The sequence below is a fragment of the Bacillus vallismortis genome (assembly GCF_040784915.1).
GTDB lineage: Bacteria > Bacillota > Bacilli > Bacillales > Bacillaceae > Bacillus > Bacillus subtilis_G.
In genome coordinates, this window is record NZ_CP160797.1 from 1,291,769 (window position 1) to 1,312,935 (window position 21,167).

Annotated in this window: 28 protein-coding genes and 2 riboswitches; of the genes, 17 read left to right on the top strand and 11 right to left on the bottom strand. The window is 45.7% G+C overall.

The features are described from left to right. Positions 1–38 precede the first annotated feature (38 nt). A riboswitch (TPP riboswitch) is annotated at positions 39–147 on the top strand. 82 nt (positions 148–229) lie between these two features. From tenA to cotO, 10 genes are all read left to right on the top strand, one after another. Beyond that, entirely contained in the window at positions 230–937 is a 708-nt protein-coding gene (tenA, locus tag ABZM97_RS06430) for a thiaminase II (RefSeq protein ID WP_087993421.1), read from the top strand. Further along, entirely contained in the window at positions 915–1,532 is a 618-nt protein-coding gene (gene tenI / locus ABZM97_RS06435; RefSeq protein ID WP_253269003.1) for a thiazole tautomerase TenI, read from the top strand. The genes tenA and tenI overlap by 23 nt, the downstream gene beginning before the upstream one ends. Beyond that, complete coding sequence (gene thiO, locus ABZM97_RS06440; RefSeq protein ID WP_253269004.1) at positions 1,516–2,625, top strand: glycine oxidase ThiO; 1,110 nt, start codon at positions 1,516–1,518, stop codon at positions 2,623–2,625. Before tenI ends, thiO begins: the two co-directional genes overlap by 17 nt. Next, entirely contained in the window at positions 2,625–2,825 is a 201-nt protein-coding gene (gene thiS, locus ABZM97_RS06445) for a sulfur carrier protein ThiS (protein WP_072182824.1), read from the top strand. The genes thiO and thiS overlap by 1 nt, the downstream gene beginning before the upstream one ends. Next, positions 2,822–3,592 (top strand): thiazole synthase, encoded by a 771-nt coding sequence (gene thiG / locus ABZM97_RS06450; RefSeq protein WP_087993418.1) that lies wholly within the window; start codon positions 2,822–2,824, stop codon positions 3,590–3,592. Before thiS ends, thiG begins: the two co-directional genes overlap by 4 nt. Next, on the top strand, positions 3,589–4,599 hold the full coding sequence (gene thiF, locus ABZM97_RS06455) for a thiazole biosynthesis adenylyltransferase ThiF (protein WP_087993417.1): 1,011 nt from the start codon (positions 3,589–3,591) through the stop codon (positions 4,597–4,599). The genes thiG and thiF overlap by 4 nt, the downstream gene beginning before the upstream one ends. Positions 4,600–4,617: 18 nt before the next feature. Continuing rightward, entirely contained in the window at positions 4,618–5,433 is an 816-nt protein-coding gene (gene thiD, locus ABZM97_RS06460) for a bifunctional hydroxymethylpyrimidine kinase/phosphomethylpyrimidine kinase (RefSeq protein WP_202328442.1), read from the top strand. A gap of 135 nt (positions 5,434–5,568) precedes the next feature. Then, positions 5,569–6,345, top strand: a complete 777-nt coding sequence (gene fabI, locus ABZM97_RS06465; protein ID WP_087993415.1) for an enoyl-ACP reductase FabI — start codon at positions 5,569–5,571, stop codon at positions 6,343–6,345. Positions 6,346–6,521: 176 nt separating this feature from the next. Next, on the top strand, positions 6,522–7,004 hold the full coding sequence (gene tnpA, locus ABZM97_RS06470; protein WP_333561836.1) for an IS200/IS605 family transposase: 483 nt from the start codon (positions 6,522–6,524) through the stop codon (positions 7,002–7,004). Positions 7,005–7,193: 189 nt separating this feature from the next. Beyond that, entirely contained in the window at positions 7,194–7,889 is a 696-nt protein-coding gene (gene cotO, locus ABZM97_RS06475) for a spore coat protein CotO (RefSeq protein ID WP_202328441.1), read from the top strand. 90 nt (positions 7,890–7,979) lie between these two features. Here cotO and cotZ read toward each other — a convergent pair whose 3' ends face one another. The 5 genes from cotZ to ABZM97_RS06500 form a co-directional block, all read right to left on the bottom strand. Then, the gene (cotZ, locus tag ABZM97_RS06480; RefSeq protein ID WP_087993413.1) at positions 7,980–8,429 is read right to left on the bottom strand and encodes a spore coat protein CotZ; all 450 of its coding nucleotides are present in this window, start codon (positions 8,427–8,429) and stop codon (positions 7,980–7,982) included. Between the two features lie 133 nt (positions 8,430–8,562). Then, positions 8,563–9,051: a spore coat protein CotY gene (gene cotY / locus ABZM97_RS06485; RefSeq protein ID WP_010329406.1), complete on the bottom strand. Its 489-nt coding sequence runs from the start codon at positions 9,049–9,051 to the stop codon at positions 8,563–8,565. Positions 9,052–9,203: 152 nt separating this feature from the next. After that, positions 9,204–9,695 carry a spore coat protein gene (locus ABZM97_RS06490; RefSeq protein ID WP_087993412.1) on the bottom strand — a complete coding sequence of 164 codons (492 nt, stop codon included), beginning with the start codon at positions 9,693–9,695 and terminating at the stop codon, positions 9,204–9,206. A gap of 87 nt (positions 9,696–9,782) precedes the next feature. Next, complete coding sequence (locus ABZM97_RS06495) at positions 9,783–10,103, bottom strand: spore coat protein (protein WP_087993932.1); 321 nt, start codon at positions 10,101–10,103, stop codon at positions 9,783–9,785. A 40-nt stretch (positions 10,104–10,143) separates the two neighbouring features. Next, positions 10,144–10,530 carry a spore coat protein gene (locus tag ABZM97_RS06500; RefSeq protein ID WP_202328440.1) on the bottom strand — a complete coding sequence of 129 codons (387 nt, stop codon included), beginning with the start codon at positions 10,528–10,530 and terminating at the stop codon, positions 10,144–10,146. A 154-nt stretch (positions 10,531–10,684) separates the two neighbouring features. Between ABZM97_RS06500 and yjcA the strand changes: the two genes are divergently transcribed. From yjcA to spoVIF, 4 genes are all read left to right on the top strand, one after another. Continuing rightward, on the top strand, positions 10,685–11,041 hold the full coding sequence (yjcA, locus tag ABZM97_RS06505) for a sporulation protein YjcA (RefSeq protein ID WP_087993930.1): 357 nt from the start codon (positions 10,685–10,687) through the stop codon (positions 11,039–11,041). A gap of 279 nt (positions 11,042–11,320) precedes the next feature. Further along, positions 11,321–11,527 (top strand): hypothetical protein, encoded by a 207-nt coding sequence (locus ABZM97_RS06510; protein WP_087993929.1) that lies wholly within the window; start codon positions 11,321–11,323, stop codon positions 11,525–11,527. Between the two features lie 81 nt (positions 11,528–11,608). After that, on the top strand, positions 11,609–11,767 hold the full coding sequence (locus tag ABZM97_RS06515; RefSeq protein ID WP_202328439.1) for a YjcZ family sporulation protein: 159 nt from the start codon (positions 11,609–11,611) through the stop codon (positions 11,765–11,767). A gap of 137 nt (positions 11,768–11,904) precedes the next feature. Beyond that, the gene (gene spoVIF / locus ABZM97_RS06520; RefSeq protein ID WP_019714009.1) at positions 11,905–12,159 is read left to right on the top strand and encodes a sporulation-specific transcription regulator SopVIF; all 255 of its coding nucleotides are present in this window, start codon (positions 11,905–11,907) and stop codon (positions 12,157–12,159) included. Positions 12,160–12,231: 72 nt separating this feature from the next. On the opposite strand, the gene ABZM97_RS06525 is transcribed toward spoVIF, so the two are convergent. Beyond that, positions 12,232–14,511: an ATP-dependent helicase gene (locus ABZM97_RS06525; protein WP_367387319.1), complete on the bottom strand. Its 2,280-nt coding sequence runs from the start codon at positions 14,509–14,511 to the stop codon at positions 12,232–12,234. Between the two features lie 119 nt (positions 14,512–14,630). Here ABZM97_RS06525 and ABZM97_RS06530 point away from each other — a divergent pair, with 119 nt between their 5' ends. Further along, complete coding sequence (locus ABZM97_RS06530) at positions 14,631–14,885, top strand: hypothetical protein (protein WP_087993927.1); 255 nt, start codon at positions 14,631–14,633, stop codon at positions 14,883–14,885. 91 nt (positions 14,886–14,976) lie between these two features. On the opposite strand, the gene ABZM97_RS06535 is transcribed toward ABZM97_RS06530, so the two are convergent. From ABZM97_RS06535 to ABZM97_RS06545, 3 genes are read right to left on the bottom strand one after another with little or no spacing between them, the layout of a single operon-like run. Then, positions 14,977–15,399, bottom strand: a complete 423-nt coding sequence (locus ABZM97_RS06535; RefSeq protein ID WP_202328437.1) for a GNAT family N-acetyltransferase — start codon at positions 15,397–15,399, stop codon at positions 14,977–14,979. 3 nt (positions 15,400–15,402) lie between these two features. Further along, entirely contained in the window at positions 15,403–15,918 is a 516-nt protein-coding gene (locus tag ABZM97_RS06540; RefSeq protein WP_087993925.1) for a YjcG family protein, read from the bottom strand. A 36-nt stretch (positions 15,919–15,954) separates the two neighbouring features. Beyond that, the gene (locus ABZM97_RS06545; RefSeq protein ID WP_202328436.1) at positions 15,955–16,677 is read right to left on the bottom strand and encodes an esterase family protein; all 723 of its coding nucleotides are present in this window, start codon (positions 16,675–16,677) and stop codon (positions 15,955–15,957) included. 166 nt (positions 16,678–16,843) lie between these two features. Next, positions 16,844–16,964, top strand: a riboswitch (SAM riboswitch). A 66-nt stretch (positions 16,965–17,030) separates the two neighbouring features. Between ABZM97_RS06545 and metI the strand changes: the two genes are divergently transcribed. Together metI and metC are read left to right on the top strand one after the other, a co-directional pair. Beyond that, positions 17,031–18,152, top strand: coding sequence for a cystathionine gamma-synthase/O-acetylhomoserine thiolyase (gene metI, locus ABZM97_RS06550; RefSeq protein WP_087993933.1), 1,122 nt, complete (start codon positions 17,031–17,033; stop codon positions 18,150–18,152). Next, positions 18,145–19,317 (top strand): cystathionine beta-lyase, encoded by a 1,173-nt coding sequence (gene metC / locus ABZM97_RS06555; protein ID WP_087993923.1) that lies wholly within the window; start codon positions 18,145–18,147, stop codon positions 19,315–19,317. Before metI ends, metC begins: the two co-directional genes overlap by 8 nt. A 29-nt stretch (positions 19,318–19,346) precedes the next feature. On the opposite strand, the gene ABZM97_RS06560 is transcribed toward metC, so the two are convergent. Together ABZM97_RS06560 and ABZM97_RS06565 are read right to left on the bottom strand one after the other, a co-directional pair. Further along, positions 19,347–19,892, bottom strand: a complete 546-nt coding sequence (locus tag ABZM97_RS06560) for a GNAT family N-acetyltransferase (protein ID WP_087993922.1) — start codon at positions 19,890–19,892, stop codon at positions 19,347–19,349. Positions 19,893–19,961: 69 nt separating this feature from the next. Further along, positions 19,962–21,152: a DUF819 family protein gene (locus ABZM97_RS06565; RefSeq protein WP_367387320.1), complete on the bottom strand. Its 1,191-nt coding sequence runs from the start codon at positions 21,150–21,152 to the stop codon at positions 19,962–19,964. Positions 21,153–21,167 lie beyond the last annotated feature (15 nt).

Consider the following 21,167-nt stretch of genomic DNA (forward strand, 5'->3'; position numbering starts at 1 on the left):
TTAATATAGAGGTGCAACAACAATTCAATATGTATTCGTATAACCACTAGGGGTGTCCTTCATAAGGGCTGAGATAAAAGTGTGACTTTTAGACCCTCATAACTTGAACAGGTTCAGACCTGCGTAGGGAAGTGGAGCGGTATTTGTGTTAGTTTACTATGCCAATTCCAAACCACTTTTCCTTGCGGGAAAGTGGTTTTTTTTAATTATCAGACAGGGGGAATGACGTGTGAATTTTTCAGAAGAATGCCGTAACGCAGCCGCAGAATGGTGGGAAGGGAGCTTTGTCCATCCTTTCGTTCAGGGAATCGGTGACGGAACGCTTCCGATTGACCGTTTTAAATACTATGTGCTTCAGGATTCTTATTATTTAACGCATTTTGCAAAGGTACAATCGTTCGGTGCCGCTTATGCGAAGGACCTTTATACAACGGGCCGCATGGCAAGCCACGCCCAAGGTACATATGAGGCGGAAATGGCGCTTCACCGCGAGTTTGCGGAGCTGTTGGAGATTAGTGAGGCAGAGCGTAAGGCGTTTAAGCCGTCTCCTACAGCGTACTCTTATACATCCCATATGTACCGTTCGGTTTTGAGCGGGAATTTTGCTGAGATCTTAGCGGCCCTGCTGCCATGCTACTGGCTGTATTACGAGGTTGGCGAGAAATTGCTGACATGTGACCCGGGGCATCCGATTTATCAGAAGTGGATCAGCACATACGGCGGTGACTGGTTCAGACAGCAGGTCGAAGAGCAAATCAACCGCTTTGATGAGCTGGCGGAAAACAGCACGGAGGAAGTGCGTGCCAAGATGAAAGAGAATTTTGTTATTTCAAGCTTCTATGAGTATCAATTTTGGGGAATGGCCAATCGAAAAGAAGGCTGGTCCGACCGCGGCATAAAAGAGGTGGAGGAATTTGGAGCTTCACGCCATAACTGATGACTGCAAGCCGGTTGAAACGTTAGCGAGAGTCATCATAGCGATTCAGAATGAAGTAGATTACATTCACATTCGAGAACGGTCTAAATCGGCGGCTGACATTTTGAAACTGCTTGAGCTTGTTTCTGAAGGCGGGGGAGATAAACGAAAATTGGTCATGAATGGGCGAGTGGATATTGCACTTTTTTCATCTATTCATCGCGTGCAGCTGCCGAGCAACAGCTTTTCACCGAAGCAGGTCAGAGCCAGATTTCCTCACCTTCATATCGGGCGGTCGGTGCATTCACTGGAGGAAGCCGTTCAAGCAGAAAAGGAAGATGCGGACTACGTATTGTTCGGCCATGTGTTTGAAACGGATTGCAAAAAGGGTCTTGAAGGCAGAGGTGTGTCCTTGCTGTCAGAAATCAAACAGCGGATGTCCATCCCGATTATGGCCATCGGCGGCATGACACCGGACAGATTAAGAGACGTAAAACAAGCGGGAGCAGACGGCATCGCTGTCATGTCAGGAATTTTCTCTTCCGCTGACCCTTTGGAAGCTGCCAGACGATATTCCCGTAAGCTAAAGGAGATGCGCTATGAAAAGGCATTATGATGCAGTAGTCATTGGAGGCGGGATTATTGGTTCCGCGATTGCTTATCATTTAGCAAAGGAAAACAAAACAATCGCATTGTTTGAAAGCGGGACAATGGGCGGCAGAACAACAAGTGCCGCTGCCGGAATGCTGGGCGCTCATGCCGAGTGCGAGGAACGTGACGCGTTTTTTGACTTCGCCATGCACAGCCAGCGTCTGTACAAAGGTCTTGGAGAAGAGCTTTACCCATTATCCGGTATTGATATCAGGCGACATAACGGCGGTATGTTTAAGCTGGCGTTTTCTGAAGAAGACGTGCTGCGGCTGAGGAAGATGGATGATTTGGAATCAGTCAGCTGGCATACAAAAGAAGAAGTTTTAGAAATAGAGCCGTATACGTCCGGTGACATTTCCGGGGCATCCTTTATTCAGGATGATGTGCATGTTGAGCCTTATTTCGTTTGCAAGGCATATGCGAAAGCAGCGAAAGCGCTTGGCGCGGAGATTTTTGAGCATACTCCCGTCATGCATGTCGACCGTGACGGTGAAGTGCTGTCCATCGAGACACCGAATGGTAACGTATCGGCGGATTATGTCGCGGTTGCCAGCGGGGTGTGGAGCGGAATGTTTTTTAAACAGCTCGGGCTGAACAACTCATTTTTCCCTGTAAAAGGGGAATGCCTGTCTGTTTGGAATGATGAAATCCCGCTGACAAAAACACTTTACCATGATCATTGCTATATCGTGCCGAGAAAAAGCGGCAGACTGGTTGTCGGCGCCACAATGAAGCCGGGTGATTGGAGTGAAACACCGGATCTTGGTGGACTGGAATCTGTTATGAAAAAAGCAAAAACGATGCTGCCGGCCATTCAGAATATGAAGGTGGATCGTTTTTGGGCAGGACTGCGGCCGGGAACAAAGGATGGGAAACCGTACATCGGCAGACACCCTGAGGACAGCCGTATTTTATTTGCGGCGGGCCATTTTAGAAATGGGATTCTGCTTGCTCCGGCAACGGGGGCTTTGATCAGTGACCTCATCATGAATAAAGGGGTCAATCAGGACTGGCTGCACGCATTCCGAATTGATCGCAAGGAGGCGGTTCAGATATGATGCTACAGCTGAACGGTAAAGACGTGAAGTGGGAAAAAGACACAGGTACAATTCAAGATCTGCTGGCGTCCTATCAGCTTGAAAATAAAATCGTTATCGTTGAAAGAAATAAAGAAATTATCGGCAAAGAACACTATCACGAGGTTGAGCTTTGTGATCGCGATGTCATTGAAATTGTCCATTTTGTAGGAGGCGGATGAGCATGTTAACTATTGGCGGGAAATCATTTCAATCAAGATTGCTGCTGGGTACGGGGAAATACCCATCGTTTGACATCCAAAAGGAAGCGGTGGCCGTTTCCGAGTCTGATATTTTAACATTTGCTGTGCGGAGAATGAACATTTTTGAAGCGTCTCAGCCTAATTTTCTGGAACAGCTTGATTTATCTAAATACACGCTTCTGCCGAATACAGCGGGCGCCGGGACCGCTGAAGAGGCGGTTCGGATTGCAAGGCTGGCGAAAGCGTCAGGGCTTTGTGACATGATTAAAGTCGAAGTCATCGGATGCAGCCGTTCCTTGCTGCCTGATCCTGTTGAAACATTAAAGGCGTCCGAACAGCTTCTTGAAGAAGGATTTATCGTGCTCCCTTACACGTCGGATGATGTTGTGCTGGCAAGAAAACTGGAGGAGCTTGGCGTTCATGCCATCATGCCGGGGGCATCTCCGATCGGATCTGGGCAAGGAATCTTAAATCCTTTGAATCTGTCATTTATTATTGAACAAGCGAAAGTGCCGGTTATCGTGGACGCCGGCATCGGATCGCCAAAAGACGCGGCATACGCAATGGAGCTTGGAGCTGACGGCGTACTCCTCAATACGGCTGTATCAGGTGCGAATGACCCTGTGAAAATGGCTCATGCCATGAAGCTCGCGGTGGAAGCAGGACGCCTTTCTTATGAGGCGGGACGTATTCCGCGGAAGCAGTACGGAACGGCAAGCAGTCCGGGAGAAGGTCTTCCTGTATGACGGACAGGTACTCCAGACAGGAGCTGTTTGCTCCAATCGGCCCAGCCGGCCAGAAGAAATTGAAAGAAGCGCGCGCCGTGATTATCGGTGCCGGTGCGCTCGGAACAGCCAGTGCAGAAATGCTGGTCAGAGCGGGTGTCGGCTCTGTGAAGATTGCCGACAGAGATTACGTTGAATGGAGCAACCTGCAGCGCCAGCAGCTGTATACAGAAGATGATGTCAAAAAAGAAATGCCGAAAGCGGCCGCTGCTGAGCATCGTCTCCGTTCAATTAACAGCGATGTTGATGTGACTGGCCTTGTGTTGGATGTGACAGTGGAAAATATCTTCGAGCTGATTAAGGGCGCTTCGATCATTGTGGATGCGGCTGATAATTTTGAAACCCGCCTGATCGTAAATGATGCTGCGGTCAAAGAAGGGATTCCTTTTCTTTACGGTGCCTGTGTAGGGAGCTACGGCCTCACTTTTACTGTAGTGCCGGGATCGACTCCCTGCCTGCATTGCTTGCTCGATACACTTCCGATTGCCGGAGCGACATGTGACACAGCCGGCATCATCAGTCCGGCTGTATTGCAGGTAGCGGTCTTTCAGGTGACAGACGCGCTGAAGCTGCTGACGGGAGAGAATTGCGAGCCAGTGCTGCGCTCCTTTGACCTATGGAAAAATGAGCGGTCAGAGGTGAAAGCGGCGGGTCTCAAACAGAACGCATGCCCAAGCTGCGGCACAAAGGATTTTCCGTTTTTGTCTTATGAAAATCAAACAAAAGCGGCTGTATTGTGCGGCAGGAACACCGTGCAAATCAGATCATCCTTTACAAAAGAAACGGATCTTGAAGTGCTGGCGGGTCAACTGAAGCAAGCCGGGCTTGATGTAGCCGCGAACCCGTATTTGATTTCCTGCCGTTCGGCTGATATGAAAATGGTGCTGTTCCGGGACGGCAGAGCATTGATCCATGGAACGAATGATATTGCCCGGGCAAAATCCATTTATCATAAATGGATCGGGTAATCAAAGGAGTGTAGTGTAATGAGTATATATAAAGCATTGACAATCGCCGGCTCTGATTCAGGCGGCGGCGCAGGGATACAGGCAGATATTAAAACCTTTCAAGAGCTCGATGTGTTCGGAATGTCTGCGCTTACGGCGGTAACCGCTCAAAATACGCTGGGCGTCCATGGGGTGTATCCGCTGTCTGTAGAGGCGCTGAGACAGCAAATTGACGCTGTTGCCGAGGATTTGAGACCGGACGCCATAAAAACGGGAATGCTCTGGAATTCTGAAATGATTGAAGAAGTGGCGAGAAAAATTGACGAGTACGGGTTTAACCGTGTGATTGTTGATCCGGTTATGATCGCAAAGGGAGGTGCATCCTTGCTGCGTGATGAATCAGTTGCCGCCTTAAAAGAGCTGCTTATTCCGAGAAGCTACACGATTACGCCGAATGTGCCGGAAGCAGAAACGCTGACTGGAATGACAATCCGCTCGCTGGATGACCGGAAAAAAGCAGCGGAACAGCTCGTCGAGATGGGGGCGCAGAACGTGATTATCAAAGGCGGGCACCAGCCTAAGGACAATCACATTACTGACCTTCTTTTCGATGGGAGCATGTTTATGCAAATCAGCCATCCCTATATCGATACGAAACATACGCATGGCACAGGATGCACCTTTGCAGCGGCATTAACAGCTCAAACCGCTAAAGGTGACAGTATCCATCAGGCATTCGAGATAGCGGCCAACTTTGTCCGCGAAGCGGTGGAAAATACGCTTGGCATCGGATCGGGCCACGGGCCGACAAACCATTTCGCTTTTAAACGAAACAGCTTAAAAACAAGCCGATGAGATCACCAGCTGATGGTGGTCTCTTTCACGTTTGTCGGTGTCTGCGCTTTTCATCTGGACAAGGTTATGATATGATATCAATTAAGATCAGGTACTAATACTATGTCTTTATTAAATATAGGAGGCTTTATACATATGAATTTTTCACTTGAAGGCCGCAACATTGTCGTGATGGGGGTTGCCAACAAACGCAGTATCGCATGGGGAATTGCGCGCTCTCTGCATGAAGCGGGAGCACGCTTGATTTTCACATACGCAGGAGAACGCCTGGAGAAATCAGTTCAAGAGCTTGCCGGAACATTAGAACGCAATGACTCCATTATTCTTCCTTGCGACGTCACAAACGACGCGGAAATCGAAACTTGCTTTGCAAGCATTAAGGAGCAGGTCGGTGTGGTCCACGGTATCGCGCATTGTATCGCGTTTGCCAACAAAGAAGAGCTTGTCGGCGAATACTTAAACACAAATCGTGACGGTTTCCTTTTGGCTCATAACATCAGCTCATACTCTCTGACAGCTGTTGTCAAAGCGGCACGTCCGATCATGACTGAAGGCGGAAGCATTGTCACTTTGACTTACCTTGGCGGAGAGCTTGTGATGCCAAACTACAATGTCATGGGTGTAGCGAAAGCTTCTCTTGATGCAAGTGTGAAATACTTAGCTTCCGACTTAGGAAAAGAAAATATCCGCGTGAACAGCATTTCTGCAGGCCCGATCAGAACATTATCTGCTAAAGGCATCAGCGATTTCAATTCTATCTTAAAAGACATCGAAGAGCGTGCGCCGCTTCGCCGCACGACAACACCTGAAGAAGTGGGCGATACAGCTGCGTTCTTATTCAGCGATATGTCCCGAGGCATTACAGGTGAAAATCTTCACGTTGATTCAGGTTTCCATATCACTGCCCGCTAAGCAGGACCTATGTCAAGCAATCCCGAACAGGGATTGCTTTTTTATTGTGAAAAAGAAAACCCTAGGCTAGGCCTAGGGTTCCAAAAAGCTTTCAGCGTTGTATTAAGAAAACTCCCCCGGGTGCTAAAATATTTTTGGTTCGCCAACCAAAATATCAACATACGGAGGAGTTTTTTATGTCAAAAGACACTAACAGTTTAGCACACACAACATGGAATTGTAAGTATCACATCGTATTTGCCCCGAAGTATAGAAGGCAAGTCATTTATGGGAAAATCAAAAAAGATATTGGGGAAATACTTCGAACCTTATGTGAAAGGAAAGGAGTCGAAATTATCGAAGCAACAGCGTGTAAAGATCATATCCATATGTTAGTGAGCATACCGCCAAAGATAAGCGTATCGGCATTTGTGGGATATTTAAAAGGTAAAAGCAGTTTAATGATATTTGATCGACACGCAAATTTGAAATACAGATATGGAAACCGGAAATTTTGGTGTACTGGATATTACGTAGATACAGTAGGAAGAAACAAAAAGGTAATAGAAGAATATATACGAAATCAGATACAAGATGATATCGTTGCGGAACAATTAACGATGATGGAATACATCGATCCATTCACAGGTGAAGAGGTCAAGAAAAAGAAACGAAAATAAGGAGAAGGCCTTTGAGGTCTGGCCAGAAAAAGTAGTACATAAGGCGAACCATTCAGAAGCCCTTTAGGGTTTGGTCAGTAACAAAGGCTTTCAGCCGCAGAGAAAACCACCCGTTATCACGGGTGGTGATTATTTTCTTCTGATTTTCAGCTTTCTGTCATATAGATAGAACATGACACAATCGGAGGGATGAAGATGTCTAATAAGAAAAGAAACGCGGATAAAAAACCGCTCATGTATATTGTTCAGCCGGATTATGCAGAAACAACAAGGTCATCCATGCAGGAGATTGTTATTAAAAAAAAGACCAACAAACCCGCTCCGCCTAAAGCAGAAGAACAGCCGGACTACCATGAGAAACAGCAGGAGGAAGCCGTGGCAATAGATGTCCAGCAAGCAGACGATAAGCCTGCCGCTGAGCCAGTGAGCCAGCAAATACAAGAGGTGAGAGAGCCAGAGAATACAAAGAAGCAGCAGGAACAGGAAGCAGAGCTGCAAGCCGTTGAAGAAACCGTCGAAGAAACCATCGAACACGAGCCTCCGAAAGCGGAAAAAAAGGAAGAGCCTGCACTTAAGGCGCATAAACCTGAAAAAGAACCGGAAGCTGTCCATAATGCCGCTAAAGCGGAGGAAAAAGCACCGCCGGCAAGAAAAGTGAAAAAACCGATGAGCAAGATGACGATCCACGAAAAAATTGATTTTTTAACAAAGCTGCCTCATAACATGCCGAGAGCGCTTTGTTTGATTGAAGCCAATGGAAGAACATACAGAGGCGTGATTGTCGGCAGAAGAAACGATTCCGTCCTGCTCCGCACGACCGGAAACGGCGCACCGACTGAACTGGCGATTGATGAAATCACCTCCTTGCACCCGCTCGGTTTTTAATGGAAATGAAAAAGCTGCCCGGCAGATGTTCCCGGCAGCTTATTTTCATAGAGAAAAGCCTGCAGGCCTGCAAGCTTTTCCGCCTTATCATTAATGATGATGATGCGTGCGATTGATTAACCGAGGATTTAAGCAGTTGATTGCGCAGAAGCAGTCTAAGTCCACTTCAATACAGTAGTTTGTTTTTTCCAGTCGAAACGCTTCACAAACCGTATCTTTATCGGTGAAGTCCAAAATGTGCTTGTGTTCGTCAAATGCGATTAATAATGACAGTGTCGCACAGCTGCCATGAACTTTTTCCACTCTGAAAAATACAGTATTAAAGCAAGGTCCGTTTTCCAGTTCGCCAACATTGCCGAAAGCGACCAGAGGATTTGATTTTGATGTAAACAGCACGAAAGGCACTGTATCGCCTAGCGAATGAGTTGGTGACAAAAGCTTTGAATGGCAGCTAGTCGGGCAGTCCTCTTCAACAGCGTTTTGCAGATCTTCAATATTTTCTACAGCTTCACGCACGCAGCTTGATGTTTTCTGGCTCATATTATTATCCCTCCTGCCTTATAAATTTCTTGAGACTGGCGAAATGATGGAGAGTCAGCTGCCTCACGCCGGAAGCAGCTGAATAATTTGCACCTGTAATAGAGTTTGGAAGGGGATTCCTCTTTACAAGTGTTTATCCATTGTGATGATGCTTTTTATCTCTGTTAGGGGATGTTCTGTCAACCAGCTCTGGCGACAGGCACTGAATGGCGCAGAAGCATCCGAGATCCACTTCAATGCAAAAATCTGTTTTTTCAAGCCCGAAGAAATCCGGGTCGCAAGGGTGGCAAACGCTTAAGGTATCGCCTTTGACATCCACCGGGCGTAAAATAGACAGTGTTGCGCAGCAATCGCATAATTTTTCAACGCGGAAGAAAATGGACTCAAAGCATTGCATATCATCCACAAATCCCCCCACGTTTCCGAATGTGGAGAACAATCCGCCTTTTTTATCAAACAAGAGAAACGGAATTGTGTCTTTACCTGCAATCGTCGGATTCAAAAGGTTTGTATAGCAGCCAGTAGGACACTGTTCCTCAACTGCCTCCTGCTCTGCTAAAATCTTTTCCACTGCATCGCATACACAGTTCTCATGCCGGCCATGGGTTTTTCCGCAGCTCATTGATTTCAGCTCCTTCTTTATAGGGTATTTGACTTTAGTCCTTAACAACATATGTACTGGTGCCCCACTTGGTGTGGGTGAACGTCTATATATTCATCATATGCTTGGAAAATAAGAAAAAGCAGAGCGTTTTTTAGCTCTGCTTTTAGAGATCAGATGAGAATCAAAACTCCGAAAATTGCTACAAGGGCATTGATTAAGACTGTAACGAGGGTCGCAGCATCTTGATCGAGTGTAGTAACGTTTACGCAGCGTGAGTTGTCGATAAGAATCTTTTGACGGTTCAATTGTTTACTTTCTGTAAGCTGTAATAAATCTTGAGCAACCAGTTCAGCAAGCGTCTCATCTGTAATAACTGCCAATGTAACGATGACAACTAAGGCATTGATAGAAACAAATACTGAAGTTAATGCTTGTTGATCAACTGATTGAACATTAACATCGCAAGAGTCTCTAATCACAATCATTTCTTCAGAGATTTGTCTGTTGAGGTGAGCTTGAATAACATCTTGATCTACAAAGGCGTCATTAAAACCGAAGCCTTTTAAGTTACAGCAACCATCGCATTTTTTCTCTTCTTTTATTTCTCTTGGGTGATCACAGTCTGGATCTAATGCTACCCATGAATATGGTCTGCTTTCCATTTTTATTCCTCCTTTTCTTTTACTTTTATTAAATGAAAGATAGATTCATTTTGATTGGGGCATTCATCTTGGTTCATATCACTATTTTTATTGTTCTTTTTTATTTTGGCGTTTCTGCTTTAGTTGCTGAATTAATTGTTCTCTGCGGGTATTTTGTTTTTCGGTTCTTTGGTTCGTTTTTTCTGTAACTGTTTTATTTTTATTTTGATTATCTGCTAAAGCCTGTGCTTTTTCTTTAACATCGTTGAGCATTTTCAAGAACATTTCTTTTTCTTCATCCGATAATTTCTTCATTTTATCTTTTGTAACACCATGCTTTTTCAGAACATTGTCTACAAGCATTTTAGTCATTGGATCCATCGCTGGAAGTTTTGAAAGTTCTTCTTTCAGTTTTTCATTATCTGACATTTGTTTTCACCTCGTTTTGTAGTTTGTGAAAAAGAAAGAGTTAAAGGATGCCGGATGCAATGAGAAAAGTGTCGATTACCTGAGTTAACATTTGAATAAAGGTTATTGTTTGATCTGAAAGAAGAGTGACTCTGATATTTCGGCTGTTTATGATTTTTATTGTTGTTCTTTTTTTGATTTGACTTTTGTCAAGAATGAGTAATTCGCTTGCGATTGTATCAGCCAAGTCTTCATCGGTGACGACAAGTTGTATAGCCAAAAAGAGCATTGCCGATAGTGTCGCTTGTATAGAAAGGGCGGATGTAAGATGCGTCGTATCAATGATTATATTTTCGCAATCAATGATTTCAATCTGCTGAATAAATTCATTTGTCAATTGCTCATATATTGCAGGTTGTAGGGAGGCAACTTTTTCATCAATCGACATAACCTTCACTCCTTTCTTATCCATACTTTATATAATGCAAAAAGGGTACAGAGCGGAATAAGAAAAATAACCAAATTTCATGGGGACAAGATGCAACTCATGAAGTATAGGGTTTTTGCATATATGTAAAGGGGATGTTGAAAGGAGTGAACAAGTGGTTATCAATGGGCTGACAATTGTTCTTCTTTCGCTTGCGGTTTTCCGGCTCGCTCGGCTGCTGGTGTTTGATACGATTATGGCGCCGCTTCGCAGCCTGTTTCATGAAGAGAAGGAAGAAAAGGATGCGGACGGGAACATTGAAACGTATATCGTGATTAAGGGAACGGGGGTAAGGGCGTTTATTGGTGAATTGCTGAGCTGCTATTGGTGTACAGGCGTGTGGTGCGCCGGCTTTTTGATTTTATGCCAGGCCTTGCTCCCTCAAGCGGCGCAGTGGCTGATTTTACTATTGGCGATCGCCGGTCTTGCCGGCATTATAGAAACACTCGTATCAAAATGGCTGCAAGAATGAGGCGCTATCACCAGCAACTTTCTGCCAGAATACGCATAAAGTAGCATATATGACATAAGGAAAGGAAGGGAACTAAATGAATCAATTCAATAAACCTTCCCAAAAAACTCCATATACAGATTCATCATATCAATCAAAAAAGATCAAAAAGAAAGGCTGCGGGTGCGGAAATAAAAAGAAAAAGCCTCAATAGCCTGACAACGAAACCGGAGATCTCCGGTTTTTGTTTTTTTAACGGAGCGGTCTCGCTCAGCATATATCATGAGTGGGGGGATACCAATGGATGAGTTCGAAAAATGGATAGACAGAAGATATGAACCTCACGAACAAAAGAAAAAAGAACATGAAGATATCATGAGCAGCATCGGAAAAGACTTGGAAGCATTTGATGAAGCCGGTGTGGCGTTTGAAGAGGAGATTGAAGAGCTTGCTGAAAAAACGGAATCGTTACTTCAAAAAAATCAGGCTCAGTATGATCCATCGTAAATCCGCAAACGCCCTATGCGAATATCCAAGCCGAATCAAATGGCTCACATAGTGTATAGAGAGTAAAGGAGGTGCTTATCTATGGGCTTTGGATACGGATTCGGAGGCGGCTACGGCGGCTGTGGCGGCTATAGCGGCGGTTATGCCGGTGGTTACGGCGGCGGCTATGGTTCAACATTTGTTCTTTTAGTCGTATTGTTCATTCTCCTAATCATTGTAGGTGCATCTTATTTCTGCTAAAACTTTAGAGGAAGTGCGGGAAATCCGCGCTTCCTTGCAGTCTGAAAACCATTCGAGGAAACAAATGTAATAAGATAGGCACATCACTCATTAGTGTTCATATAATACCGTATTACTCCGCCAAAAGGAGGCGCATTATGGATAATCAATTTTTTAAGAACATCGAAAAGAAAACAGGCGTCAATATGCAGGATGTTATGAATCTTGCCGGCTCTCTTCAAAACGCCAATTTTAAAGACGAAAACACAGTACGCAGTGTTATTAGCCGCGTAGCACAGCTGGCAAACAGACGCGTGCCGAAAGAATTAGAGGATAAAATTGTCCAGTCCATTACAAGCGGTAAAGAAAAGCTTGATTTTGGGACGATTTCTAAAATGCTGGATAATAAATAATCGGATGGCCTGGCTGACTTTTGACAGCGGGCCTTTTTTACAGAAAAGACCCGGCAGTGATCTGCCGGGCTGTTAGCTATGCAAGGGCTGTCTTACTTGCCGTAATAAGGGATACAAAAATCTTGAACCGTGGGCCGTTTTGCCGCGCCTGTTGGCGGGACAAGACAAATATAAGTGCTGTTTGGCCCGGGTCATGGCTACATACAAAAGGCGTCTTTCTTCCTCGAGGGGAGCTTCATCGCCTTTTCTCGCTGTTTCTAATGAGAAATCGTGCGGTATCGAGCCGTCTACCGCGCCTAACACGTAAACGGTTTTGAATTCAAGGCCTTTTGAGCGGTGAATGGTCATCAGCTGAACACCGTTTTCATCCGTTTTGTTTTTCTCAGCGGCCCTCATATGGTCTACGTGGGCGAGAAAGTCAGGAATTGATTTGAATTTTTTGGCGACGACCTTGATGTCACGCAGGTCATCGGAGCCTTTTTCCAGTTTGTTGCCTTCATTTCCCCGTTTTTTTAAATACTCGGAGAAGCCCATTTTTCCTTCGGCGAAGGTGATCGCTTCCACCGGCTTCATCGTGCGGATGCTTGCAAAAAATGGCACGATCTTCTTGATTTTATTGAGCTGGAACGGCTTCAGATCAGGCAGTTTGGCGAGCGCTTTAATCATGGAACAGTCCTCGGTAATCGAGAGCGCCTTCAGCGTGTTCAAAGCAGACTGCTTTAAGAACAAGGCGGGCAGCAAGTGCTTAATCGCCTCAGTATCATCCTCATTTTGGCTGGCGTACAAGTATGCGAGAATCTGGCGGACAATCCGTCTGCTGTAAAACGATTGGACGCCGCGGTCAGCTGTATACGGAATTGACGAATGATGAAGCCTTTCGTATATGGCGCGGCCTCCGCTGTTTGTGCGGTAGAGAACCGCAAAGTCTTCAGGATTTGCCCCGTTTTGAATTTTTTCTTTGATATCGGAAACGACCATTGTGGCCTCTTCCTCTTCGTCATAAGGATAAAACAGCATAGGGACCTGGACGTCATCACGCGCCGCTTCAAGCATTTTGGCATACCTGTTTTTGTTCTTTTTCACCACGATATCAGCGCTGGAGACGATCGGGTGCGTGGACCTGTAGTTCGCGGTTAAATAAATCGTCTTCGCTCCGGGATAATCCTTCTGAAAATCAAGAATAAAAGATGGATTGCTTCCGCGAAACGCGTAGATGGACTGATCGTCGTCCCCGACACAGCACAGGTTTTGTTCCGGGCTTGCCAGCATTTGCATGATTTTATATTGAACGGGGTTAATGTCCTGAAACTCATCAATCAATATATAAGTAAACCGGGATTGATACTGTTCCAGAAGGCCCGGCCGATCGATAAACAATTCGTAGCAGGCAGAAGCCATGTCATCAAAATCAAATTGGTTGTGTTCTTTTTTCTGGCGTTCATAATGTTCATATAATCGATAGACTTGTTTTTCCCACTCATCTTGCAAAGGGATGCGTTCGTTCGGCACATATGTGTTTTTCCAAAAACCGATTTGCTGCAAGGCCTGATCTACGGGGAACTCTTTTTCATCTATCCCTTCTTCATAGAGTGCTTTTTTGATATATTGTTCCCGCTGCCACTCCATTTTCAGCAAATGCTCGCCGTTCCATTTAGCAGGATCATCGTGATATAAGATTTTATAAAATAAGCTGTGGAATGTTCCGGTGACAAGTCTTCTGACTTTTGCCGGCTGTAATCCGTACTGCTTTGCCATCCGCTCTTTCATTTCGGCGACAGCTTTTGTCGTAAAGGTGACAAGCAGCATGTTTTCCGGCGGTATGCCTAAGTGTTCGATCATGTGGGCGGCACGAGCCGTCAGCACGCGTGTTTTTCCGCTTCCCGCACCTGCAAGCACAAGCAGCGGGCCTTCCGTTTCCGTGACAGCTTTCAGCTGATCCGTGTTCAAGCCGACAGACGGGAAAAGGCTCGTATCAGGTTCTATTGTTTTTTGCACAAATGGTGTTTTGGGTTTAATGCTTCTCGGCCGCTGCCATTCCGTGACAGCAAGAGACGAGTCAGCAGCAATTGCTTTTCCCTTGGGCAAACGAAAGACACCGGATTCCTGATACTCTTCTTTTTTCTCCTCTTTAGCGGGCTTCGTTTCGCAGGCCTCCTCACATGCTGGAAAGTGGCCTGGCTGGCGGTGGATAAACTCCGGCGGATCAGCGATGTTGAGCCTTAACAAAACGGGTTTTCCGCAATGAGAACAAAATAAATGTCCTTTTATTCCTTCTTCAAAGAGGAATTGATAATGTTCTCTCGAATATGTATGTAAATGTATCGTTCGATCATTCAGTCGGGCGCATTTCAAAAAGGGGTCCTCCCAATCAAAAAAAGGTGTTCATTACAGACAAAGACTATCATATCAAAAGAAACGTGTTTCAAAAAGTAAGTTTAAGGGAAAAGAGATAGCAGAAGGGTGGGTATCGTATGATATATGCAGGTCAAATTCAAAACCAGCAATACGCTCAATATGCAAATAGAACGATGGGATATAAGCAGGATTACGCCGGAACCGAAAAAATCAGCTATGTCCCGTTTCAGCGGGTATACAAGGAACTGGAAAAGCAGCAGGAGAATCAAACGGCCGCTGAAAGAAAAGTAAACGAGGTGAAACGTAAGCGCTCTCTTTATAAGAGGTTGCGAGAAAAAGGGATGGGCACATATATTAATCGATATGTATAAAAAACCGTTCACATCCAGAGAACGGTTTTTTTTATGCAAAAAAAGATCCGGATCTAAACAGCATCCGGATCTAAATAGACCCGGATGCTGTTTAGTCTTTCATCATTTGTAAGTGCGGAATGCCTGCATCGAGAAATTCTTTTTCAGAAAGCACGCGATACCCGTGTTTCTTGTAAAACGGCACAGCCTGCGTTTGCGCGTTTAAAATGAAGCCCGAAGCGCCGCCGTTTGCCGCCGCTTTTTCGAGAGCTTTCATAATGATGCCGCCGACACCGGAGGAGCGGTGGCTTTTCAATACGCAAATTCGCTCTAATTTGCCGTAGCCGTCCTTCATACGCCATCTTCCGGCGCCGACAGGCTTTTCGCCGTCATACACGACGATATGCTCCGATTCATTTTCAAGCTCGTCAATTTCTTCTTCAGCAGGTACGTTTTGTTCTTTGATAAAAACTTCTTCTCTTACATAAAATGCGTCTTTCATTTGTTCTTCATTTTTTGCGATAACTGCTTCCAAACACTATTCTCCTTTGCCTAGCAAAAAGGTTTCATATACTGTCCATGATCCGTTTTCAAGCTGATAAAGCAAATGGAAACGATCAATGATTTCTTCATGCGACACTTCCTGCATTTTTAATTGTCCCAGTACATCCGAATGCTCATCGTCGGAAAGATTTTGGCCGACCGTCACATGCGGGACAAAAGCGTATTCCTGTTCACCGGCCAGCACACCGGTGTATAGCTTTTCATTGAGTGTTTTTAATTCTTCCGTCGGCTCTGCTTTGATGTAAATGACATTATTGACAGGCGCAAATGAACTGTATTTTGTCAATTTGAGAACGACCGGATGGGACTCCTTTGCGATGTTTCTCAGATGTGATACAAGCTGATCCGCTTTCTCCTCCGTTAATTCAAGCGATGATCTCAGCGTCAAATGGGGCGGGATCAGGGAATAGCTTGGATCATAGCGCTTTCTGTAAGAGTTCGCAAGGTCTTGAAGTTTTTTTGATGGAAATAAAACGATTCCGTATTTCATATTATGTCCCTCCTGGAAATAAAGTATGATATAGTATTAAAGCATTTTTTTCAGCGCCGGCGTGATAAGCGGCTGCCAGTATGTCCATTTGTGGTCTCCGTCAAATGGCTCATAATCATAATCGGAAAGCTTCTTCTCCAGCAGCTGTTTCAGCGCCCGGTTCGGTTCTGTAAAGTCCAGAATGTTCCCGTCTGTCGTGTGGACGTCAGTTTCTTTTGTGCCGATTTGGTGATAAATAGAGAGGTGTTCGATATTGTCCGATTGCTTCACGGCATCCAATACATGTTTGTCAACATAGGGAGACTGCATGATGATGTTTCCGAACATATTCGGATAATCAAGCGCTGTCATAAGAGATATGGTCGCTCCCAGCGAGTCCCCGATCAGCGTTCGTCCGTAGCCGACCTGATAGGTAGGATACTCGTCATCCGCAAATGGTACGAGCTCATGGGCGATGAACCGTTTATACGCCGAAAATTTAGAGCCTTCCGGATGGTAGGTTTTTCTGCGCTCATGAACATCCTTATAAGGAACACCGATAATAATGCTCCGGTCAATTTCCCGTTTGGACAGCAATTCCTCGACCTGTCTGCCAATTCTCCCCAGCCTGAAATAATCGTGGCCGTCCTGCGCGATAATGACATGGTATTTATAAAGAGGGGAGTAGTTGGACGGCAGATAAACGAGCAAGGTCATTTCCTCGTTAAGCTCTTTCGAAAAGACTTTCTTTTCTTGCACTGTGCCGTTTTTCGGTGCCATAATGCATTCCTCCAGGACATCACTAGACTTTCTTGCGTTTTCCATTATTGTACCATGAATTATTAGAAATTTCTCTCTTTAAACTGTTCGGAACCCGAAGAAAAAAGTGTTGAAATTAACTGCGAATTGCGTTAATATAAAACAATCAGAAAATTGAAATCGATATTTCTTATCGTGAGAGGTGGAGGGACTGGCCCTTAGAAACCTCAGCAACCGGCTTGTTTTGCGTATGTGCAAAGCGCCAAGGTGCTAAATCCAGCAAGCGTTTTATGCTTGGAAGATAAGAAGAAGTTTAAACCCCTTCTTCTTATGAAGAAGGGGTTTTTTATTTTGAAAAGGGAAGGTGTCTGCTTATGTCACAGCATGTTGAAACGAAATTAGCCCAAATCGGGAACCGAAGCGACGAAGCAACGGGAACGGTGAGTCCTCCTATTTATTTATCAACAGCATACCGCCATAGAGGGATCGGAGAATCAACCGGATTTGATTATGTCCGCACAAAAAACCCGACACGCCAGCTTGTGGAGGACGCGATCGCCAGCTTAGAAAACGGAGCGAGAGGGCTTGCCTTCAGTTCGGGAATGGCAGCCATCCAAACGATTATGGCGCTGTTTAAAAGCGGAGATGAACTGATCGTTTCATCGGACCTATATGGCGGCACGTACCGATTGTTTGAAAATGAATGGAAAAAATACGGCTTGACCTTTCATTATGATGATTTCAGCGACGAAGACTGTTTACGCTCTAAGATTACGCCGAATACAAAAGCGGTGTTTGTGGAAACACCGACAAATCCGCTCATGCAGGAGGCGGACATTGAAAAAATCGCCCGGATGACAAAAGAGCACGGTCTTCTGCTGATCGTAGATAATACATTTTATACACCGGTCTTGCAGCGACCGCTTGAGCTGGGGGCTGACATTGTGATTCACAGCGCAACCAAGTATTTAGGCGGGCATAACGACCTGCTTGCGGGGCTTGTCGTTGTGAAAGATGAAAAGCTTGGAGAGGAAATGTTTCAACACCAAAATGCCATTGGCGCGGTCCTGCCTCCGTTTGATTCATGGCTTCTGATGAGAGGAATGAAGACACTCAGCCTCAGAATGCGCCAGCACCAGACAAACGCGCAGGAGTTAGCGGCGTTTTTAGAAAAGCAGGAAGAAATTGCGGATGTGCTGTATCCGGGAAAAGGCGGCATGCTGTCCTTCCGTCTTCAAAAAGAAGAGTGGGTGAACCCGTTTTTAAAAGCGCTGAAGACCATTTGTTTTGCGGAAAGCCTCGGCGGGGTGGAGAGTTTTATTACATACCCTGCCACACAGACGCACATGGATATTCCTGAAGAGATCCGTATCGCAAACGGGGTCTGCAATCGTCTGCTGCGCTTTTCGGTCGGAATTGAACATGTGGAAGATTTAAAAGAAGACGTAAAACAAGCGTTATGTCAGGTTAAAGAGGGAGCTGTTTCATTTGAGTAATCACAATTGGACGCTGGAAACCCAGCTCGTGCACAATCCATTTAAAACAGACGGCGCAACCGGGGCGGTCAGTGTGCCGATTCAGCACGCATCGACATTTCATCAAACTTCATTTGAAGAGTTTGGCGCATATGACTACAGCCGCTCAGGCACGCCGACAAGAACAGCTCTCGAAGAAACCATTGCCGCACTTGAAGGAGGGACGAGAGGATTTGCTTTCAGTTCAGGCATGGCTGCGATCTCTACAGCATTTTTACTTCTCTCACAGGGCGACCATGTTCTTGTGACAGAAGATGTATACGGCGGAACCTTCCGCATGGTAACAGAGGTGCTGACCCGGTTTGGCATTGAGCATACGTTTGTCGACATGACTGATATTAACGAAGTGGCGCGGAATATCAAGCCGAATACAAAGGTCATTTATATGGAGACACCGTCAAATCCGACACTTGGCATTACTGATATTAAAGCGGTTGTTCAGCTTGCGAAAGAAAACGGCTGTTTGACCTTTCTGGACAATACTTTCATGACTCCTGCTCTGCAGCGTCCGCTTGATCTCGGCGTGGATATTGTGCTTCACAGCGCAACAAAATTCCTGAGCGGGCACAGCGATGTGCTCTCAGGCCTGGCTGCTGTCAAGGATGAAGAGCTTGGGAAACAGCTGTATAAGCTGCAAAACGCGTTCGGCGCCGTCCTTGGCGTGCAAGATTGCTGGCTTGTGCTGCGCGGATTAAAAACATTGCAGATCCGTTTGGAGAAAGCAAGCCAAACAGCGCAGCGGCTTGCGGAGTTTTTTCAGAAACATCCATCTGTGAAACGCGTCTATTATCCGGGGCTGGCTGATCACCCGGGCGCTGAAACCCATAAAAGCCAGTCAACGGGAGCGGGGGCTGTGCTATCTTTTGAGCTTGAAAGCAAAGAGGCCGTTAAGAAGTTAGTAGAGAATGTATCACTTCCGGTCTTTGCTGTGAGCCTTGGCGCCGTGGAATCGATTTTGTCCTATCCGGCAACGATGTCTCACGCGGCAATGCCTAAGGAAGAGCGGGAAAAACGCGGCATCACAGACGGCCTGCTCCGTCTTAGTGTCGGTGTCGAAAACGCAGACGATTTAGAACGTGATTTCGAACAAGCGCTGAAAGAAATCGCGGCAGTGCCGGTTCGTTAAAAAAGAAGCCGGGGATGGCCCGGCTTCTTTTATTGTTCATCATCAGGATTCAGAATCGCGAGGACTTGATGATCCTCCCAAACGCCGTTGATTTTCACATTTTTTTGGGCGATGCCCTCTTTATGAAATCCCGCTTTTTCCAATACACGCATGGACCCGAGATTGCGGGGCATCACACCGGCTTCAATACGGTGCAGTTTCAATTCGTGAAACGCAAAATCAACAATCAATCTGACCGCCTCTGTCATCAGGCCCTTTCCATTATGGGCTTTGTCTAAAAAATACCCGATGAACGCCGTTTGCAGCGCTCCGCGAATGATTTGAAAGAGAGAAACCGTCCCAATTAATGTATCGTCTGACGCAGTAAAAATGCCAAAATGATACTCTTCATCTTTCTCCAGTCTTTGCTGATACTCGCTTATTCGTTGTCTTTGCCCCTCAACCGTATAGTAATCGTCCGCGCGAATCATGGAGAACTGTTCAAAAAAGTCCCGATTTTCGCTTTGCAGCCGCAGATTTTCTTCCGCATCCTTTACTTCTAAAGGTCTTACATAGATGTTTTTTCCTTTTAACATACAGTGATCTCTCCGTTCTCATGTCAGCAGTCCTCTTACATTATTCTGAAGAAACTGCAAATATCCTTTTTATAAAAAGGAAGAAAACCAATTTCCCATAAAGGTGCCGACATAGTTCCCAATTAAGTAGCCGAGTGTACCGACAAGCATAATCGGGGCGACAAGCTCCCGCCACCCCTTGGCAATTGCCATTGCAGCCGCTGTCGTCGGCCCTCCGACAGCAGCGTTGACAGCCAGCAAAATTTCTTCAAGCCGCACGCGGAACAATTTTCCGACGGCTAAGGAAACAGCTACATTGCTGAGCGCAATAACTAAGACAAATAAGAGAATAAGAGGCGCATTGGTGACGATTAAGCGCAGATCTGCAGGAATGCCGATCACCACAAAAAACAAATATATCAAAAAGGTTCCAAGCTCTTGAGATCCATTAAGCCTTTCAAAAAAACGCGGGAATAGAAAAATGATAAGAACAGTTAAAGACGTGAGCATCAGATACTGATCGCCAAGCGTTCCGGTCAACAGGGGATGAGAAAAAAGGCTTTTAAAAAAGCCGGAAATCTTCACACTAACTGCAACAAGCGCAAAAGCAGCACCGGCATTAAAAGCGATATCCTTTAAGGAAATGTCCTTCCGTTTCCAATAGCTTTCTGCACTGTTTCCGCTGTTTCCATTGGTTTTTACTTTTTCTTCAAACGGCATAGCATAATGTCGCTGAAACCATTTAACCGCAGGAATGCTGATTAAGATAAAAAACAACAGCGCCATCATAAGATTATCAGCCACAACGGCAGCCGACACATATTCCCCAGGTGTCTCAAATTTCGCCGCCATCGCCGCAAAGTTGATCCCGCCGCCGATATATGAGGCGCTGATCATCCCGCCGATTTTATCGAGATAAGGAATATGCTGTTTGAAAAGAAAAAAAGCGAGGACGCTCCCAAGCACAGTGCCAGCAGAGCTAATCAGAAAAATAAAGAGCAAACGCCTGCTTTCCTTAAAAATCTGCCGCACATTGATCTGAAACAGCAAAAGGGGAATCGCCAGCGGCACCACATAAGACCACACAGTATCATATACAGGCGACTCAACAGGAAGCACTCCTATATTTGTAAACACCATAGCACCTACAAGCGCAATGATAGCGCCAGACACAGCGGACGCCCACTTAAAACGCTGCTCCAGCCCGATGCTCACTGCCGCCCACACCGCAATAAACCCCCACAATACCCAAACATCATCAGAAGAAATCAAAGAATGCAAAACCCCATCACCTCT

What these genes read in the sequence shown, in the direction of transcription:
- thiO (WP_253269004.1), top strand. Translation starts at nt 1,516, where the DNA reads ATGAAAAGGCATTATGATGCAGTAGTCATTGGAGGCGGGATTATTGGT.
- thiS (WP_072182824.1), top strand. Translation starts at nt 2,625, where the DNA reads ATGCTACAGCTGAACGGTAAAGACGTGAAGTGGGAAAAAGACACAGGT.
- thiG (WP_087993418.1), top strand. Translation starts at nt 2,822, where the DNA reads ATGAGCATGTTAACTATTGGCGGGAAATCATTTCAATCAAGATTGCTG.
- thiF (WP_087993417.1), top strand. Translation starts at nt 3,589, where the DNA reads ATGACGGACAGGTACTCCAGACAGGAGCTGTTTGCTCCAATCGGCCCA.
- thiD (WP_202328442.1), top strand. Translation starts at nt 4,618, where the DNA reads ATGAGTATATATAAAGCATTGACAATCGCCGGCTCTGATTCAGGCGGC.
- fabI (WP_087993415.1), top strand. Translation starts at nt 5,569, where the DNA reads ATGAATTTTTCACTTGAAGGCCGCAACATTGTCGTGATGGGGGTTGCC.
- tnpA (WP_333561836.1), top strand. Translation starts at nt 6,522, where the DNA reads ATGTCAAAAGACACTAACAGTTTAGCACACACAACATGGAATTGTAAG.
- cotO (WP_202328441.1), top strand. Translation starts at nt 7,194, where the DNA reads ATGAAGATGTCTAATAAGAAAAGAAACGCGGATAAAAAACCGCTCATG.
- cotZ (WP_087993413.1), bottom strand. Translation starts at nt 8,429, where the DNA reads ATGAGCCAGAAAACATCAAGCTGCGTGCGTGAAGCTGTAGAAAATATT.
- cotY (WP_010329406.1), bottom strand. Translation starts at nt 9,051, where the DNA reads ATGAGCTGCGGAAAAACCCATGGCCGGCATGAGAACTGTGTATGCGAT.
- ABZM97_RS06490 (WP_087993412.1), bottom strand. Translation starts at nt 9,695, where the DNA reads ATGGAAAGCAGACCATATTCATGGGTAGCATTAGATCCAGACTGTGAT.
- ABZM97_RS06495 (WP_087993932.1), bottom strand. Translation starts at nt 10,103, where the DNA reads ATGTCAGATAATGAAAAACTGAAAGAAGAACTTTCAAAACTTCCAGCG.
- ABZM97_RS06500 (WP_202328440.1), bottom strand. Translation starts at nt 10,530, where the DNA reads ATGTCGATTGATGAAAAAGTTGCCTCCCTACAACCTGCAATATATGAG.
- ABZM97_RS06510 (WP_087993929.1), top strand. Translation starts at nt 11,321, where the DNA reads ATGGATGAGTTCGAAAAATGGATAGACAGAAGATATGAACCTCACGAA.
- ABZM97_RS06515 (WP_202328439.1), top strand. Translation starts at nt 11,609, where the DNA reads ATGGGCTTTGGATACGGATTCGGAGGCGGCTACGGCGGCTGTGGCGGC.
- spoVIF (WP_019714009.1), top strand. Translation starts at nt 11,905, where the DNA reads ATGGATAATCAATTTTTTAAGAACATCGAAAAGAAAACAGGCGTCAAT.
- ABZM97_RS06530 (WP_087993927.1), top strand. Translation starts at nt 14,631, where the DNA reads ATGATATATGCAGGTCAAATTCAAAACCAGCAATACGCTCAATATGCA.
- ABZM97_RS06540 (WP_087993925.1), bottom strand. Translation starts at nt 15,918, where the DNA reads ATGAAATACGGAATCGTTTTATTTCCATCAAAAAAACTTCAAGACCTT.
- ABZM97_RS06545 (WP_202328436.1), bottom strand. Translation starts at nt 16,677, where the DNA reads ATGGCACCGAAAAACGGCACAGTGCAAGAAAAGAAAGTCTTTTCGAAA.
- metI (WP_087993933.1), top strand. Translation starts at nt 17,031, where the DNA reads ATGTCACAGCATGTTGAAACGAAATTAGCCCAAATCGGGAACCGAAGC.
- ABZM97_RS06560 (WP_087993922.1), bottom strand. Translation starts at nt 19,892, where the DNA reads ATGTTAAAAGGAAAAAACATCTATGTAAGACCTTTAGAAGTAAAGGAT.